This window comes from Thermosyntropha sp., from assembly GCF_017656155.1.
In the GTDB taxonomy this organism is placed as follows: Bacteria; Bacillota; Syntrophomonadia; order Syntrophomonadales; family Syntrophomonadaceae; genus Thermosyntropha.
In genome coordinates, this window is the sequence record NZ_JACDOH010000009.1 from 44884 (window position 1) to 62359 (window position 17476).

The 17476-nt window shown below is 41.2% G+C and carries 17 protein-coding genes and 1 tRNA gene; 1 reads left to right on the forward strand and 17 read right to left on the reverse strand.

Going from position 1 to position 17476, the window contains the following annotated elements:
• Positions 1 to 60 precede the first annotated feature (60 nt).
• The 4 genes from H0Z36_RS08845 to H0Z36_RS08860 are packed head-to-tail and all read right to left on the reverse strand — an operon-like array spanning position 61 to position 3420.
• Positions 61 to 273, reverse strand: coding sequence for a DUF951 domain-containing protein (locus H0Z36_RS08845; protein ID WP_296865585.1), 213 nt, complete (start codon positions 271 to 273; stop codon positions 61 to 63).
• A gap of 7 nt (positions 274 to 280) precedes the next feature.
• Complete coding sequence (selD, locus tag H0Z36_RS08850) at positions 281 to 1318, reverse strand: selenide, water dikinase SelD (protein WP_296865587.1); 1038 nt, start codon at positions 1316 to 1318, stop codon at positions 281 to 283.
• 29 nt (positions 1319 to 1347) lie between these two features.
• Positions 1348 to 2727, reverse strand: coding sequence for an aminopeptidase (locus H0Z36_RS08855; protein WP_296865589.1), 1380 nt, complete (start codon positions 2725 to 2727; stop codon positions 1348 to 1350).
• Between the two features lie 57 nt (positions 2728 to 2784).
• Positions 2785 to 3420, reverse strand: coding sequence for a CvpA family protein (locus H0Z36_RS08860; protein ID WP_296865591.1), 636 nt, complete (start codon positions 3418 to 3420; stop codon positions 2785 to 2787).
• Positions 3421 to 3756: 336 nt separating this feature from the next.
• On the opposite strand from H0Z36_RS08860, the gene H0Z36_RS08865 reads away from it, so the two are divergent.
• The gene (locus H0Z36_RS08865; RefSeq protein WP_296865593.1) at positions 3757 to 4350 is read left to right on the forward strand and encodes a TVP38/TMEM64 family protein; all 594 of its coding nucleotides are present in this window, start codon (positions 3757 to 3759) and stop codon (positions 4348 to 4350) included.
• An 87-nt stretch (positions 4351 to 4437) separates the two neighbouring features.
• On the opposite strand, the gene H0Z36_RS08870 is transcribed toward H0Z36_RS08865, so the two are convergent.
• The 13 genes from H0Z36_RS08870 to H0Z36_RS08930 form a co-directional block, all read right to left on the reverse strand.
• A tRNA-Sec gene (locus H0Z36_RS08870) sits at positions 4438 to 4535 on the reverse strand.
• Between the two features lie 48 nt (positions 4536 to 4583).
• The gene (locus H0Z36_RS08875; protein WP_296865595.1) at positions 4584 to 5240 is read right to left on the reverse strand and encodes a CBS and ACT domain-containing protein; all 657 of its coding nucleotides are present in this window, start codon (positions 5238 to 5240) and stop codon (positions 4584 to 4586) included.
• Between the two features lie 65 nt (positions 5241 to 5305).
• Positions 5306 to 6010, reverse strand: coding sequence for an ABC transporter ATP-binding protein (locus H0Z36_RS08880; protein ID WP_296865597.1), 705 nt, complete (start codon positions 6008 to 6010; stop codon positions 5306 to 5308).
• 2 nt (positions 6011 to 6012) lie between these two features.
• Positions 6013 to 6777: an ABC transporter ATP-binding protein gene (locus tag H0Z36_RS08885; RefSeq protein ID WP_296865680.1), complete on the reverse strand. Its 765-nt coding sequence runs from the start codon at positions 6775 to 6777 to the stop codon at positions 6013 to 6015.
• Positions 6755 to 7723: a branched-chain amino acid ABC transporter permease gene (locus H0Z36_RS08890; RefSeq protein WP_296865681.1), complete on the reverse strand. Its 969-nt coding sequence runs from the start codon at positions 7721 to 7723 to the stop codon at positions 6755 to 6757. The genes H0Z36_RS08885 and H0Z36_RS08890 overlap by 23 nt, the downstream gene beginning before the upstream one ends.
• 9 nt (positions 7724 to 7732) lie before the next feature.
• A complete protein-coding gene (locus H0Z36_RS08895) occupies positions 7733 to 8614 on the reverse strand; it encodes a branched-chain amino acid ABC transporter permease (RefSeq protein ID WP_296865599.1) in 882 nt (293 codons plus the stop codon).
• 60 nt (positions 8615 to 8674) lie between these two features.
• Positions 8675 to 9838 carry an ABC transporter substrate-binding protein gene (locus tag H0Z36_RS08900; protein WP_296865601.1) on the reverse strand — a complete coding sequence of 388 codons (1164 nt, stop codon included), beginning with the start codon at positions 9836 to 9838 and terminating at the stop codon, positions 8675 to 8677.
• A gap of 53 nt (positions 9839 to 9891) precedes the next feature.
• Positions 9892 to 10854 carry an acyl-CoA dehydratase activase gene (locus tag H0Z36_RS08905; protein ID WP_296865603.1) on the reverse strand — a complete coding sequence of 321 codons (963 nt, stop codon included), beginning with the start codon at positions 10852 to 10854 and terminating at the stop codon, positions 9892 to 9894.
• Entirely contained in the window at positions 10851 to 11948 is a 1098-nt protein-coding gene (locus H0Z36_RS08910; protein WP_296865604.1) for a 2-hydroxyacyl-CoA dehydratase, read from the reverse strand. Before H0Z36_RS08910 ends, H0Z36_RS08905 begins: the two co-directional genes overlap by 4 nt.
• 3 nt (positions 11949 to 11951) lie before the next feature.
• Complete coding sequence (locus H0Z36_RS08915; protein WP_296865606.1) at positions 11952 to 12941, reverse strand: acyl-CoA dehydratase activase-related protein; 990 nt, start codon at positions 12939 to 12941, stop codon at positions 11952 to 11954.
• A 34-nt stretch (positions 12942 to 12975) separates the two neighbouring features.
• Positions 12976 to 14874 carry a selenocysteine-specific translation elongation factor gene (gene selB / locus H0Z36_RS08920; protein ID WP_296865608.1) on the reverse strand — a complete coding sequence of 633 codons (1899 nt, stop codon included), beginning with the start codon at positions 14872 to 14874 and terminating at the stop codon, positions 12976 to 12978.
• Between the two features lie 110 nt (positions 14875 to 14984).
• The gene (gene selA, locus H0Z36_RS08925; RefSeq protein ID WP_296865610.1) at positions 14985 to 16388 is read right to left on the reverse strand and encodes an L-seryl-tRNA(Sec) selenium transferase; all 1404 of its coding nucleotides are present in this window, start codon (positions 16386 to 16388) and stop codon (positions 14985 to 14987) included.
• Between the two features lie 14 nt (positions 16389 to 16402).
• The gene (locus tag H0Z36_RS08930; protein ID WP_296865612.1) at positions 16403 to 17476 is read right to left on the reverse strand and encodes a hypothetical protein; all 1074 of its coding nucleotides are present in this window, start codon (positions 17474 to 17476) and stop codon (positions 16403 to 16405) included.

Here is a 17476-nt window from a genome sequence, read left to right on the forward strand (position 1 = left end):
GCCTCACCTTCCATACAACGGCTCTTTTATAACTAATATATGCCCTTTATAAAAAAATGGTTAACTTTCTTCTTCTACCCTGATCATTTTTCTCTCAAATTCCAGACGAGGCAGCATTACTATGCGTCCACATCCCTGGCACTTGATTTTCACATCAGCCCCTACCCTTATAACCTGCCAGGTATAACTCCCACAAGGGTGTTTTTTTCTCATACGAACAATATCACCCAGTTTAAACTCTTTGCGCTGCACGCTCTTTCTTTTCCTCCCCATTCCGTTTTTAAAGCAATATCTCTATTTTATCATATCCTGAACCAGTAACCTTCCCTATTTCGAAAAATGCACATTTTCGATTTTTCAATCCTTTTACAAGCTTTTCTGCTTTTTCTTCACTTACTGCTATTAAAAGCCCTCCGGCCGTTTCCGGAGAAAAAAGGAGATCTGCTACTATAGAATCTACGCCAGGGTTTATATTTACTTTATCTATAAGATAATCCCGGTTAGTATACGCTCCCCCGGGTATTAAACCCATCCGGGCATGATCTAATGTCTCCTGCATAAATCCAACCTTGCTTGAATAGATCTCCACCTTCACATCGCTGCCGGAAGCCATCTCATACAGATGTCCGATAAGCCCAAAACCGGTAATATCCGTAGCCGCATGAACCTCCGCCTCTATCATAGCTTCACATGCTTCTTTATTAAGCATAGTCATCCAGTAAACTGCTTCTTCATAAGCTTCTTTAGAGACCATATCCGCTTTAATTGCAGTAGCAATAACACCATTGCCCAAAGGTTTGGTCAAAAATAAAATATCCCCCGGTTTAGCTCCGGAATTGCCAATTATCTTATCCGGATGCACTATCCCCGTTACCGATAAGCCGTATTTAGGCTCATTATCATCAACCGTGTGTCCTCCAACTAAAAGAGCCCCGGCTTCCTTTATTTTATCCAGACCACCCCTCAGTATTTCCTTTAAAACATAAAGATCAGCACACTGAGGAAAACATACGAGGTTCATAGCCAGCAAAGGCTTTCCTCCCATGGCATAGACATCATTAATCGCATTAGCTGCCGCCACCTGTCCAAAAACATATGGATCATCTACCATAGGAGTAAAAAAATCCATGGTTTGTATCAAGGCAATTTCCTCGCTTATCTTAAAAACCCCTGCATCATCCCGGGTATCCAATCCCACCAGAAGGTCGGGATGATACGGGAGCTCAAAATCACCAAGAATCTTTTCCAAGGTCCCCGGACCTATCTTGGCAGCTCAGCCAGCCGCTCGAACCATCTGGGTTAATCTTACTTTTTCCATATCCTCACCCCTTTCCGAAAAAATATACATTATCCTCTAAATGACTGCATAAATGCTTTATATCCTTTATAAGCCATGTAAACATCTGCCTTGCTAACCACTTCAAAAGGAGAATGCATCCCTAAAACAGCCACCCCACAGTCGACAACTTCCATGCCGTAGTATGCCATATATTGAGCCACGGTTCCTCCGCCGCCTATATCTACCTTCCCCAACTCGCCTACCTGCCATAAAACCTGGTTATCATCAAAAAGGCCTCTTACTTTAGCTAAAAACTCAGGATTGGCATCATTAGATTCCGCTTTTCCTCTCGAACCTGTATATTTAGTCAAAACTACCCCGCCTGACAGAAAACTGCAGTTCATTTTTTCAAATACCTCCGGATAATTGGGATCAACTGCCGCATTTACATCAGCCGAAAGTGCATAAGAATCAGCCAAGGCTTTTCTTACCATATAATAGCTGTCATTTCCACTCCTGTGCAGAAGAAAAGCAGTTAAATTTTCAATAATAAGGGACTGCAAGCCGGTATTACCTGTACTGCCTATTTCCTCCTTATCAACAAAGAGGCATAAAGCAGTTCGTTCAGGTTTTTCCACCTCCAAAATCGCTTTAAGGGAAGTATATGCACTGACCCGGTCATCCTGGCCATAGCCTCCGATCATGCTTTGATCAAACCCAACTTCTTTAGCTTTAAAGGCTGGAACCAACTGCAGCTCCGCACTGGTAAAATCATCCTCATCAATATCATACCTGGTCTTAAGCAAGTTTTTTATATAAGCCTTTACTTTATTTTTTTCTTCTCCTTTAAATGGTCTGCTGCCTATCAGAGCATTTAAATCTTCCCCTTTTACCGCTTCCCCCATTTTCTTTTCCATTTGCTCTTTGGCCAAATGAGGAAGCAAATCAGCTATAGTTAAAACCGGATCTTCCTCTTTTTCGCCTATATTAATATTTACAACCCGTCCGTCTTTCTTAATCACCACTCCGTGCAAAGCTAGAGGAATGCTGAGCCACTGGTATTTTTTTATACCTCCGTAATAATGGGTTTTAAAAAATGCCATATTATCCGATTCATATAAAGGATTAGGCTTTAAATCTATGCGCGGAGCATCAATATGTGATACAACCATATTCATTCCTTCACTTAAAGGCTTTTCTCCTACAATCATAAGCCCGGCAATTTTATTTTTCCCTGTCCAAAACAGCTTCTGTCCGCATTTTATTTCTTTAACTTCTTTAAGATCACAGAACCCTGCCTTTTGGGCTTCATTAAGTATAAAAGACACTGTCTCCCGCTCAGTTTTAGCCTGATTTAAAAAATCCACATATCCTTTACTAAACCCATCAATAACGCTTATCTCCGTATCGCTGATTTCTTCCCATATATTTCTGCTCGTTTCAGCCATGATTTTACCTCCTTAAAATTTTATATTCAGTTTATATTTCCCAGCCAGGCTGGTTTATTATACCTTAAAAACAATCATGCTTTTTATATTTTCAAAAAGTGTCAGCATTTTATTGGCAAGAAAAGAATCATTTATATATTCTTTCAATACAATAAGCTCAGGAACCCCTATATCAGCCCCCGCTTTCAGCCAGGGAAAAAATATTCCCAGAATTACAGAAATAATAATCATATTTTTAATAAGGACTACTATCATGCCTGATAAACGGTTTAACCAGCTCAAAATTCCAACCATAAAAACCTGATCCAAAAGATTCCAGATAAACTGCACCATCTTACTCAAAACTAAAAAAAGCAAAAGAAAAGATAACCCTAAAACAAAAAAAGCAGCTAAGAAATACGCTATGTCTCCTGACCCCAGCCGTAACAAATCCGGATTTACCATAAAACCTTGAGCAACGGGAAAACTAGCAAAAGGAAACCTTTCTCGCAAAAAGTCGGCTAAAAGGGTGATTATTCCATAGTAATCCTCCAGATAAAAAGCCAGGTTGTCATAATAGGTTAAAGCCAGAATAAAACCGGCCACTATCCCTATTATTCCGCCTAAAGCCTTTATAAATCCCTGTCTGAATCCTGATATCAAACTTAAAACTGCTATCCCACATATAAAATAATCAATTATATTAAACTCCATAATTTCACCTTATAAGTTGCCCTTAAGTTCTGCAACCCGATTAACATTCTGGAATTAATATCCTTTTAAATTATAGCACAAAAATGCCAAAATAAATAAGGAGCCTTGAAGGCTCCTTATTTTACACATTCCCTCTCCCCCGAATATATATTCTGCTTTATATTGTTCATAAAATCATTTTATTACTTATAAGTATAATACATAAAATAAAAAAAATAAATACCCTTTTAAAAAATTTTTGCTTTTTCATTTTTTTATCTAAGCAAAAATAGCATCCACCCCATGTGGAAAAAAATGATATAATAATTCTGCACTGACACTTGAGAGGTGAAAAATATGGAAACGATCACAACCCTTAAAGATATGGCTGCTGTAACTTCTTATATGAAAAACTTCGGCATGTGGGCACCTTTAATTGCCTTTATGCTTTTTACAGTTCAGGCAGCACTGCCTGTTTTCCCTTATATTATACTGGCCTCTGCCGGGGGCATTCTTTTCGGTTTTAAAACTGGATTCTTATTAGCCTGGTCTGGTGCTTTAGTAGGAGCCTGTATAGCTTATTGGATAAGTCGCTATCTAGGAGCCGATTGGGTAATTGAACAGGTAAAAGTTCGTTTCGGCTACGACCTGCGTGAGATGGATCAAAGCATGGCTTTCTGGAGTATAGTTTTAGCCCGGGTAATACCTGTAATCCCAACTCCGGTAATCAATGTAGCAGCTGCCGTCGGCGGCGTGCCGTTCTGGACTTTTTTCTTCTCTTCAGCCATAGGTAAAATCCCAACGGCTATACTTTATACCGGTCTCGGTATATGCCTTTTTAACACCCGGGATATAAAACTTGCCTTAATTATATTAGGTGCCATAGCAGGGCTAGCTGTTGCCGGAAAGCTTATCAAAAATAATAAGAAGATTTTTCTAAAATCCAAATAAAAATATCCCTGCTTTAAGTTCTTTTTAAACAAAAAATCACATAAAAATAAAAGGACAGTATCAAACTGTCCTTCGTTTTTTCTACTCTGGCGGAAGCGTGTGAGAATCGAACTCACCTGCGCCGGGACCACCGCCGCACGACTGGATTTGAAGTCCAGGCGGCCCACCAGGACCGATCCGCTTCCGCATATGAGTATATAACGTTTAATTATACTTGTCAAATACAGCTTTTGCTAAACCTCAGAACGAACCAGAACCGATTCGATTTTATATCCTTTTTCTTCCAGTTCCTTGACAGCCTCCTGGCAATTCAGCTCCTCTACTCTTATGATAGCCTTGTGTAAATTTCTTCTTTCATCAAAATAGACTACGGTATTAAGTATGTTTATCTTCCGATCGCCGAAAACCCTGGTTATATCAGCTAAAACTCCAGGTTTATCTTCTATAAACAAATCTATTCGCGTATGGGGCCTGGTTACCCCTAATATCTGGATTAATGAATCAAAAATATCTGTTTCCGTTATTATCCCTACCAGTTTCCCATCTTCAACTACCGGAAGCCCGCTTATCTTATTATCCCGCATCAGCCTTGCTGCTGTTTCAATATAGTTATCAGCATCCACGGTAATCAATCTTTGCTTTTTAGGAAGAATATCACCTATTGTAGTCTTGGCTAAAATATAATTAAGCTCATGGATGCTGAGCGAAGTAGCAGCTGAAGGCATGGCATGATTTAAATCGCTCAAAGTTATTATCCCAACCAGCCTGCCGTGATCCATGACTGGAAGACGCCGGACATTATTTTCCTTCATCAGGCGAAAAGCCTCGTTTACACTGCTTGATATTTCGACTGTTACAACCCGGCTGTTCATTTTATCTTTTACTTTCATAACAATCCCTCCTCAGGATATCCCTGGCATAAGCCTTTTGTACCACAATAAAGGCGGTATCAACATTAACCGCCTAAATACGCCTTTTTAACTTCTTCACTCTTCATCAATTCACCTGCCTGCCCTTGCAGAACTATTTCGCCAGTTTCAATCACATAAGCTTTATCTGCAATAGATAAGGCCATATGTGCATTTTGCTCAACCAAAAGTATCGTTGTCCCTTTACTGTTTATATCTTTAATAATTTCAAAAATTTCTTTTACCAGCAAAGGAGCAAGACCCATAGAAGGCTCATCCATTAAAAGCAAAGACGGTCTCGCCATCAAAGCCCGGCCAATGGCAAGCATCTGCTGTTCTCCTCCGCTTAAAGTCCCGGCCAACTGTTTCCTTCTTTCTTTTAGACGGGGAAAACGGTCAAATACCTCATCTAAATCCCGGGCAATCTCTTTTTTGTCTTTTCTGAGGTAAGCCCCCATCTCCAGGTTTTCTAAAACTGTCATGGCTGCAAATACGCGCCTTCCTTCCGGAACCTGGGATATGCCCATTTCCACGATTTTGGCCGGCGCAATGCGGGTAATATCAGTTCCCTTGTAAATTATGCTGCCACTTCTGGGACGCAGGAGGCCGGATATAGTCTTGAGGGTAGTCGTTTTGCCAGCACCATTGGCGCCTATTAAAGTCACTATACTGCCCTGTTCTACTTCAAACGATAATTTTTTTAGAGCATGAATCGCACCATAATATACATCTATTTCATTTACTTTAAGCACCTTTATACCTCCTCTCCCAGATAAGCTTCAATTACCCGCTTATTATTGCGGATTTCTTCCGGTTTTCCTTCCGCTATAACCTGTCCATAATCAAGCACATATATGCGCTCACAAACTCCCATAACTAATGACATGTCATGTTCAATAAGCAAAATTGACAGGCCAAACTCATCCCGCAGGCGGCGGATAAGTTCCATCAATTCTAAAGTTTCATTCGGATTCATGCCGGCTGCCGGCTCATCTAGAATCAAAAGCGTAGGATGAGTAGCTAATGCCCTGGCAATCTCCAGCCTTCTCTGTTCACCATAAGGCAGGTTAGAAGCAATTTCATCCTTTTTGTAATCTAAATTAAATAAAGAAAGCCATTTCAAAGCTTCTTCCTCTATCTTTGCTTCCCCTTTATAAAAAGAACCAAATCTTACAACAGCTGCCGGCAAGCTGTACGGAACATCTTTATGCAAAGCGATTTTTACATTTTCTAAAACAGTAAGATTATTAAAAAGCCTGATATTCTGAAAAGTCCTGGCAATCCCCTTTTTACATATAGCATAAGGGGGGAGTCCGCCGATATTTTCCCCTTTAAAAATAATTTCCCCTTCATCCGGCTTATATACGCCGGTGATCAAATTAAATACCGTAGTTTTTCCTGCTCCATTAGGCCCAATAAGGCCTATAAGCTCATTTTCCCGTATCTCCATATTAAAATTTAAAACTGCGCTTAAACCGCCGAAAGACTTGCATAAATTATTTATCTTCAAAAGAGCCATCTTTTCCACTCCAAATCCTGCCCAAGATTTTTACGGAAAGTTCCTTATTTCCCATAAGTCCCTGGGGACGATAAATCATAATGAGTATAAGTATAAGGGCATATATTATCATTCTTACGGCTGGAAACGCCTGCAGAACAGCAGTAAGCAAAGTTACAAAAACCGCCGCAATCACTGCTCCGGTAGTGCTTCCCAATCCGCCTAAAACCACCATTACCAGAACATCAAATGACTTTAAGAAATTAAAAGTTTCCGGTTTTATGATATAGAAATAATGAGCATACAAAACTCCTGCAAAACCAGCAAAAAAGGCCCCTACCACAAAAGCCAAAACCTTGTAGTTGGTAGTATTAACCCCCATAACCTCTGAGGCAATTTCATCTTCTCTTACTGATATTATAGCCCTTCCATAACTGGAATTGATCAAATTCTGAATAACAAAAATGGTAACAACCACCCCGGCAAAAAGCCAACCCCAGCTGGTAAGCTTAGGGATTCCTACCACTCCGGCTGGTCCTCCTACATAGTCGATATTCTGCAAAATTACCCGTATTATTTCGCCAAAACCCAGGGTAGCAATAGCCAAATAGTCTCCTTTAAGCCTGAGCGTAGGTACTCCGATTACAAATCCAGCCAGAGCTGCTCCAAGGCATCCAGCTATTATCCCAACAATAAAAGGCATACCCATAAATTTAGTCAGGACTACAGAAACATAAGCGCCTACCGCCATGAAACCTGCATGTCCCAAAGAAAGCTGCCCGGTAAAACCGTTAATCAGATTAAGGCTCACCGCCAAAATTATATTTATACACATTGAAGTCAAAGTTATCTGATGATACTGATTGAATATTCCGGCAGTAATAAAATACTGAACTAAAGTAAAAATAACTGCCAAAGCCACAACTTCAATAATGAATTTTCCCCATCTTGTTTCTAACATCTTCATCATATCCACCTACACTTTTTCGCCGGTATTCTTGCCGAATATACCGGTAGGCTTAATTAAAAGTATCAGAATGAGTACACCAAAAGCAACTGCATCGCGGTAAAGGCTATTGCCATATCCGCTTACCAAAGTTTCCAAAATTCCCAAAATAAAGCCACCAACCATCGCTCCAGGTATTATGCCTATTCCACCTAAAACAGCAGCAACAAATGCCTTAAGTCCGGGAAGTATTCCCATCAAAGGGTTTATTGTGTTGTAATAAACACCTATCATAACACCTGCAGCAGCAGCCAGGGCAGAACCTAAAGCAAAGGTCATAGATATAGTATTATCTACATTTATGCCCATTAAAACAGCAGCATCCTTATCTTCTGATACTGCCCGCATCGCCTTTCCTGTCTTGGTATTCTTAACTATAAACTGAAGGATTATCATAAGCACAATCGCCGAAATAAAAATAAAAATATCCTTATTGGAAACGGAAAGCCCTAAAAAGTTGTAATCATGTACAGGAAAAGCCCCTTGCGGGAAAATCCTCTGCTGTGGAGTCAATAAAAATATGGTGGTATATTCTAAAAACAAAGATACGCCTATAGCTGTGATAAGGGCAGCTATTCGGGTCGCCCGGCGCAAAGGCTTATAAGCTACTTTTTCTATAATCACCCCTAAAAGGGCACAAGCAATCATGGCAAAAATCATAGCAACCATGATATTAGTCCCCAGGAGGCTTACCGAAAAAAATCCTATATAAGCCCCTACCATCATAACATCGCCGTGGGCAAAATTTATAAGTTTTATAATACCGTAAATCATGGTATATCCCAAGGCAATTAAGGCATATATCGCTCCTAAAGATAAACCGTTAACTATTTGTTGCATTAATTCCAGCAATATCCCCACTTCCTCCTATCAGTGGTCCCGTAAAGAGAGGGGGCAACCCCCTCCCCCTACTTATTTAGGTTCAATTCTGGTGTTCATTACCTGTTTTCCATCTTTAAATTCAATGATAACCCCTGCCTTAACCGGGTTATGCTGCTCATCAATGCTCATCCTACCTGTTACACCTTCAAAATCCTTGATGTTTTCTAAAGCATTCTTTATATCTTCCGGATTTGTGCTGTTAGCATCCTTTATAGCCTGAGCCAAAAGCTGCACGGCATCATATGCCAAAGCGGCAAACGCATCCGGTTCTTTATTATACTTTTCTTTATAAGCTTTTACAAATTTCTGCACTTTCGGATTTTGGTCTTGGACAGAATAATGATTGGTAAAGTACGTATTATTGAGATTGGCTTTCCCCGCAACTTCGATCATGTCGGGAGAATCCCAGCCGTCTCCTCCGCCCATCGGCGCAGTTATTCCCAATTCACGGGCCTGTTTGATGAGAGGAGCTACCTCTTCATAATAACCTGGAACATAGATAAAGTCAGGATTTAATCCCCTTATCTTGGTTAAAGTAGCTCTAAAATCGCGGTCTCCCTTGACAAATCCTTCTTCAGCCAGGATTTTGCCGCCTTTTTCAGTAAAGGTCTTCTTGAAGTATTCAGCCAATCCTTTGCCGTAGTCGCTGGAAGCATCCTTCAGAATGACTGCAGTTTTGGCTCCCAGGTTTTCATAGGCAAATTGAGCCATTAAAGTTCCCTGAAAAGGATCGATAAAACATACCCGGAAAATATAATCCAAAGTTTCACCTTTTTCATTGACTGTCACATTAACTGCAGTAGCTGCCGGTGCAATGAGCGGAATCTTATTGTCCATCATTACAAGGGTACATCCCTGAACATTTCCGCTGGTAAGTGGTCCGATTTGAGCAACAATACCTTTTCCTACCAGATCGGCACTTACGCTCATAGCCTCATCAGCCTGTGATTTGTTATCCCTTTCAATCGCATTAATCTTTTTGCCTAATACTCCACCTTCAGCATTAATCTGCTCAATAGCCAACATTGCACCATCGCGTGCATTAGTGCCATAGCTGGCAACCGCTCCGGAAAGTTCGGCGTTTATGCCTACAAGTATTTCTTCTCCACCGCCAGCCTTTCCTCCGCATCCGGCAACTATGCCGAACATGAAAAGCATCAAAACTACCAAAACTACCTTCCTGCTGATTCTCATATATCTTCCTCCTTTTTATTTTTTATCTTATCACGGGAAAGCCGTGAAATCATTTATCGCGTACTCATTTCCCACTTGCCGCAGCGGTCTCCCCAGCGGGCAATCAGTTCGCCATTTTCATAGAACTGCACTACCTCGCAGGCATTAGAACAGCCGTTACATTCAAAACTGTCGGTCTTGAAATTTATTTCCTTTATATTGAAACCTTTAAAATTGGTCTTCCCTGTTTTCTTAACTGCTTCCCGGGCTAAAAGGGCTGCCCCGATTGCCCCCATAACCCCGTGTTCCTTTGGAACAATAACCTCAACCCCCAAATACTTGTTGAAAGCAGCTACCAATCCCCGATTGGCTGCTACTCCTCCCTGAAAGACAACCGGGGGCAAAATTTCTTTTCCTTTTCCCACATTATTCATGTAGTTGCGCACCAGGGCTTCACACAAGCCAGCAATAATATCTTCTGTATTATATCCCAACTGCTGCTTATGTATCATGTCTGATTCGGCAAAAACTGCGCATCTTCCGGCAATACGCACAGGATTTTTAGCTTTTAAAGCATAATCCCCAAATTCTTCGATCGGTATGCACAGGCGGTTGGCCTGCTGGTCTAAAAAAGAGCCGGTTCCGGCCGCGCATACTGTATTCATGGCAAAGTCAGTCACTATCCCGTTGCGCAGGATTATAATTTTCGAATCCTGCCCGCCTATTTCAATGATAGTCTGCACTCCTTCTACTACTGCTGAAGCTGCTACCGCATGGGCGGTAATCTCGTTTTTTACAATATCAGCCCCCACAATCATGCTGATAAGATAGCGGGCACTTCCCGTAGTTCCAACCCCGGCAATCTCAACTTTGTTTCCGATTTCTTCTCCTACCGAAAACAAACCTCCCTGCACCGTTTCAATCGGCTTGCCGTTCGTTCTAAGATACCTGGCTGATAAAACTTCGCCCTTTTCATCTATTACCACTATATTGGTACTTACTGAACCTACATCTACTCCTAAATAACCTGTTTTCATACTACTAACCTCTCCCGCTTGCGACTTTCCCTGCGTTTTTCCAAAAGGTCTATAAACGCTTCTAATCTAGTCTGAACCCCGGCCTTTCCAGTTTGTTCATCTATAAACAGTGTAAGCACAGGTATATCATAATCCTTGCTTACCTTAGGCAAAATACTCTTGGCCACAATTTCCGGAATACAGGCAAAAGGAGCCAGTTGAACAACACCGTCAAATCCGTGTTTGGCAAAAAGGATGGTTTCGCCTATACTGTTTACCCCATGTCCCCCGATAGGCGCTTCCTTAATATAGGGACGGGCTATGGCAAAAACATCGCCTTCCAGATTATAAATCGTGTTTTTCCTGGTATAAGAAGTAAGGTATATGGAACGATCAGTCTGCACACCCATTTCGCCCAGCATTATCTGTATATAATGGTTGGCTGCCGGTTCTAAGACCACATAAATTTCTCCTATTATCCCTACTTTCAAAGGATTACGGCTTAAATCCCGGGGAACCTTATTTATGACCTCAAGCCCTTCACGGCGTGCTTCTTCAATTTCCTTTACGGAATTTGCCTTATCCAGCATATCCAAAGCCTTCCACAAAGCCCGGGTAGTATCCCCCCGGTTAATCTCATACGGCCTTACTTCATGGGACCTCATCTCAATATCATCAATAGCCTTAATCTTTTCCCAGGTAGTCTTTATAACCTCTATAAAAGCCTTAACCGAAAGTCCTCCGCTGACCCTCAAACGGTGAAGCTTCTTCCAGAAATCCTTCAGGTCGCAGAGGGGGGGCTCAAAAGCTATTATCTCTACATTCCTGCCCAGTTCATTCAAAATATACTGATGCATTACCCAGTAATATCCAGCCCTGCAGGGCCCCATTCCCCCGGAAGTTATAATAACTTCCGCTCCTTTTTCCGCCACCTCAAGATAAGTCCCCATCAAAATCTTAAAAGGTATACAGGCAAACTCCGGAGCATATCTTACTCCCAAATCTAAGGTTCGTTTGCTAGGCTCAGGGGGAACAATACACTCATGTCCCAAATGTTCCACCAGCCACTTAAAAGCGATATAAGAATGTCCCATATGAGGAAAACTTATTTTCATGCTTTACCCCCTCCGATAGCGCAGCATATCGACAAAAGCCTCTATGCGCGTCCTTACTCCTGCTTCCCCGCTGTGTTCATCAACCATAACTGCCAGATAAGGCTTGCCGTGCCTGTGGCTTTCAATCTCTAAAAGCCGGTCTACCATAGAGTCGGGTCCACATGCAAAAGCAGTTACATGAATTATTCCATCGATATCTTTTCGTTTCATATAATATAAACCGCCATACACTGCCCGGTTTGAAAAATACCAGAACAGGCTTTTAGGTATATATTTTTTTTGGCCGTTAAGCTCCTTATTGCTGAGCATATCCTGGGTGTAAACCTTCACCTTTTCCTGTTCCAAAAACTTTAAAAGTCCCACATTTACATACGGATCATATATTACATAAGGATAGCCTACTACCGCAATATTTAATTCAGGTTCTATACGTGGAATTTCTTTCCTCTTTTTCCTCCCTTCCAGTATATCCAGGGCTAAAGGAGGCAAAATCCCTTCCTTTAAAATCTTCTGGTATTCCTCTTGCTTCTTCAAGGCCTTCTTATAAGCATTAAAAATCACTTTCTCAGCGGTCATCCCTAAAAAAAAGGCAGTCTCCTTGCAAACGTTTAAAAGTTCATCTTTTCCGGCTTTAAGGTCAATTCGGGTATCGATTACAGGAGGCAGCCTGTCCATCGAAACCCTTATCATATCAGGCAGCCCCAAAAACTTGGGACAAAAGGTCTCCGTCCCAAAATCCCCATGCTTGCGAAGGCTCACCAACCTTGGAGAAAAAATAAAATCCACCTTGTCAATAAGTTTAGCTACATGTCCATGATATATCTTTATTGGAATACAGGCATCATTTACCGCCTCTTCTACCCCGCGATCCAATACCGCTTTAGTAGTAGGAGGTGAAACTATAACCTCATGTCCTAATTCCATAAAAAAAGCATTCCAGAACGGAAAATAAAGAAAATACGCTAAGGTACGGGGAATTCCGATTTTAGCCACTTTACAAATCCTCCTGCTCATCCCATTCTGCAGTTTACAGCTTTACGCGCACATCTCCTATCCTTCTGGTGAAACGAATCCTATCATAATATTCTACCAAAGGAAGTGTATACTTGCGAGTAGTTTTAAATAAATCACGCGCAGTTGCTAAAGTAAGCTCCTTTTCGCGGGAAAAATATTCGCTCAAAATCTCTTTTCCTTTTTCTACAGCCTCCGCCGTAAAAATCATATCAGAACTTACTTTAATAAGAAAACCTTCTTCAAGTAAATACGAAATTATTTCTTCTACCTGTTCATCGCTCAAATTGAACTTATCCTTTATTTCCGATATATCAGGCGGCATAAACAAATTTTTCCTCATTTCCGCCTTAATTTTTTCAATAATTGCTGCCTCTTTTTCCGAAGGAGCCGGTACATGCCCCTTAAGCATAAGCTGATTATTTTTAACTTCTATACTTCCCTTATCCTCATATATCTTTAAAATCTGATTAAAAACCTTGCCGTTAATATTGCTGAAAAAGCGGCTGCGCATATCTTCCTTGGGATATCCCTGGCGGAGAGGATATTTACGGTGATAAACTTTAAGGTTTTCTAGAATTTTTTCTTCAATAACCTTTAATCCATAATTACTAATATATATCTTCGGGCTTATTTCGACAACCTTCTCGGCAAATTTTAATTTTTCCAATTCCTGGATAACATCTTCACTTAATCCGCCTGTCTTTTTAGCTAGTTCATTTGCAGAAAAAATCTGCAAAGGATTATTTTCCAGCTCATAAAGCAGCATTTCCCCTGGACTGCCTTCCTCTTTCATTGCCAGTTCCTGCAAAACATCTTCACGAAATCTCTTTTGCTTTGCAGCATTAGCATCGATTATAATACCACCACCGATAGTGGTAACCGGAGAATAATAGCGGATAACAAACGGATCCCCTTTATGGCATACTACCGGCTCTTCCATAACTATCTGGACATAAGTCTCTTCTCCTGCTTTAAGCTCATCACAGTTAAGGAGGACTACCCGTCCCAAAACTTCATCAGTTCCCAGATGGAAATGAATCCGGTTCCAGTTTTTCAAAACCCTGTTGGTAGAATTTATAAGCCTGAGCTTTGCATCAACCCGGTAACTCGGCTGAAGATAGCCTGGAGTTGCCAGCCAGTCCCCCCTTTTAATATCTGATACTTCTATCCCCTGAAGATTAACTGCCACCCTCTGCCCGGCATAAGCCGTATTTACCTTTTCGCCATGCACCTGCATATTGCGTATTTTAAGCTGGCGGCCCGATGGCAAAAGCTCCACCGTATCTCCTACATTAAACTGTCCGGACCATAAAGTTCCGGTAACCACCGTGCCAAATCCCGGCATACTGAAAACCCGGTCAATAGGCAGTCTGGCATGTCCGAATGCAGGCTTTTCTTCAACCTCAGAAGCCACCTTTTCTATTTCCATAAGCAGCTCATCAAGCCCTTCCCGGGTAACCGAAGAAACACAGACAATAGGAGCTCCTTTAAGAATAGTTTTATCTACATATTCCCTCACTTCTTCCTCTACTAAAAGAAGCCACTCCTCATCCACCATATCCTTTTTAGTCAAAACGACAATGCCCTTCTTAACCCCCAAAAGCTCTATAATATCCATATGTTCGCGGGTTTGCGGCATTATTCCCTCATCAGCCGCTATTACAAACAAAACCATATCTATGCCGAAGGCTCCAGCCAGCATATGTTTAATAAAACGCTCATGCCCCGGAACATCAACAATAGCAGCTTTTTGCCCGCTCGGCAGCACAAAAGGAGCAAAGCCAAGCTCAATAGATATACCTCTTTTTTGCTCCTCTTTAAGCCTGTCCGTATTTATTCCGGTAAGCGCCTTAACCAGGGTAGTCTTACCATGGTCAATATGCCCGGCAGTTCCAATTATAACCCTCTTCAAACTCCATCCTCCTTTTTTCACTTGGGGACGGTTCCGAAATCTAAAAGTATTTCGTTTCGAAACATTTTTAAACTCGAGAACCGTCCCCGATTATAGTCCCAAAGTTAAAATTATTTTCTTAAGGCTTGTTTTAAAATATCAACAATTAAAAGGTAATCTTCTTCAAAAAGAGTCCGGACACTTATAAGAATTTTATCTTCCTGAATCCGGCTTACAAAAGCGGGATTGCCCCGGCGCATAATATAAGACAAAGCTTCCGTTTTAACCCCGTTAAAGGAGATTTCAACCCCGTATCCGGGGATAAAGGTAGCCGGATATGCACCTCCTCCTACCATGTCTTCCACTTCTACGATTTCTATTTTATCTATGGAAAGAAAATTTCCCACTTTTTCTTTAAGTATCATTTGAAGTTTTTCAGCCCTCTTTTTCAGCTCTTCCCGGCTTAAAGTGAGCATATTTATAACGGGAATATTTTCATAAGGATTTCCGCAAAGATATTCAAGCAGGGTGCCTTCCAAAGCGGAAATAGTCAGTTTGTCTACCCGTAAAGCACGGGTAAGCTGATTCTTTTTCATAGCCTCTACATATTCTCTTTTTCCTACAATTATGCCGGCCTGGGGGCCTCCCAAAAGCTTATCACCGCTGAAGGTAATAATATCCGCTCCGGAAGCTGCACACTTCTGTACTGTGGGTTCATCCTTGAGCCCCCATTCAGAAAGGTCACACAGTATGCCGCTTCCCAAATCCTGCATAACCGGCAGGTTTCTTTTTCTTCCCAGTTCTACCAACTCGCTCAGCTCAACCTCTTTACTGAAGCCTACAATTTTATAATTGGAAGTATGGGCAGCAAAAAGAAGGGCGGTATTTTCATTTATAGATTCTTCAAAATCCCTGATATAGGTCTTGTTGGTTGTTCCTACCTCTACGAGCTTAGCACCGCTCAGCTTCATAACCTCCGGAATGCGGAAAGCCCCGCCTATCTCCACCAGCTGTCCCCGGGAAACTATAACTTCCCTTCCGGCAGCCAGGGTATTAAGTCCCAAAAGAACAGCAGCAGCGTTGTTATTGACTACCAAAGCTGCCTCCGCTCCAGTTATCTTTCTTAAAAGTTCCTCAACATGAAAATAACGGCTTCCCCTCTCTCCCTTTTCCAGGTCAAACTCCAAATTGTTGTAATTTACCGCCATTTCTTTCATATAATCCAATGCCCATTTTCCTAAAGGTGCCCGTCCCATATTAGTATGCAAGACTACTCCGGTGCCGTTTATAACCTTGCAAAGAGTCCCGCTTGCATCCGAATTTACGACCTCTCCGATTTCCCGGACAATATTTCGCACTATCTCATCTTTTTCCATTTCTTCCGTTGTCGATTTAAGCCAGTTTCTTATATTTCCCAATGCTTTGCGCACGGCAGAAACTACAAATTCCCGATTATAAATCTTAAAAAAATCTTTTACCTCTTCATACTGCAAAATCTCATCTACTGGCGGGATTTTTTTTAGATTAACCATCATTTACCTCCTGTTTTTTACTTCCTAATATTATAGTATATTTGTTCCGCTATGTCTTTTATCGTCTTATAAGCAAGCGCAAACAAAATCACCATCCCAAGAAGTCCAAAAAGAGGATAAACCACCCCTACAAGTGAAGAAAAACTCTGCAAAGACAGGGGAAGTGCCAAAGCAATGCATAAAACCAAACAAATCTGATAGCTAATTCCCGAAAAATGGGCAAACCTCTGGGCAAAGCCATAGACATTGGCTATGGCTGTTGTAAGTATACCCACCCATAAAACAGCAGTATACACATATTTTACCGTCCGGCTTATATTTCCGCTCACATAAAGCATAGGCACTTCATAAAACATAACCGAAGGTAAAAATCGGCCCAAGGCATCATAGGTGAAAATAATTAAAACCCCCAGAACGATTCCTCCCAGTCCTGCCCCTAATATGCCGGTATGAAATGAAGTAACTGTCTGATACTCAGTAAGAACGACCAGAGCCAGGGCAAAATTATAAGCTACATAGAGAAGGCTTGACAAAAACCAAAATTTCATATTTTGCGGAAACATAAAGGCAGTATAAGCTTCAACCGGGCGAGCTTCAATACCAAACGCAGCATATCCTGAAATAGCCAAAAGAAGCAGAATCTTAACTGGTACCAGAATATTATAAGACATAAAGAGGCCTTTTCTTCCCATTATAAGAAAAAATATCACCAGAAAACATGCCAAAAAAATCCCCAGATTTTTTGATAAATAAAGATGTTCATAAAAAACTGCTCCACTGGCTGCCAACATAGTAGATGTTCCCAAAAAAAGAAATATAGCCAACATAAAATCTGCTATCATTCCTAGTTTGCTCCCCAATATATAAGCAAGCATCGCCTGGTAATTACTTATCCCCTTAAGATGTGCAATATAAAAAAGCATCATCCCAAATATCGCAAAAAACGCCCCAGACAGAACAGCCCCTTTTAAACCATAATTTCCATAAACCACAAAAAACTGGACTATTTCCTGCCCGGAAGCAAATCCGGCTCCAATTATCGCCCCCAAATATCCTATAACTACCAGCAGGCTCCGCTTTATATCCTTCAT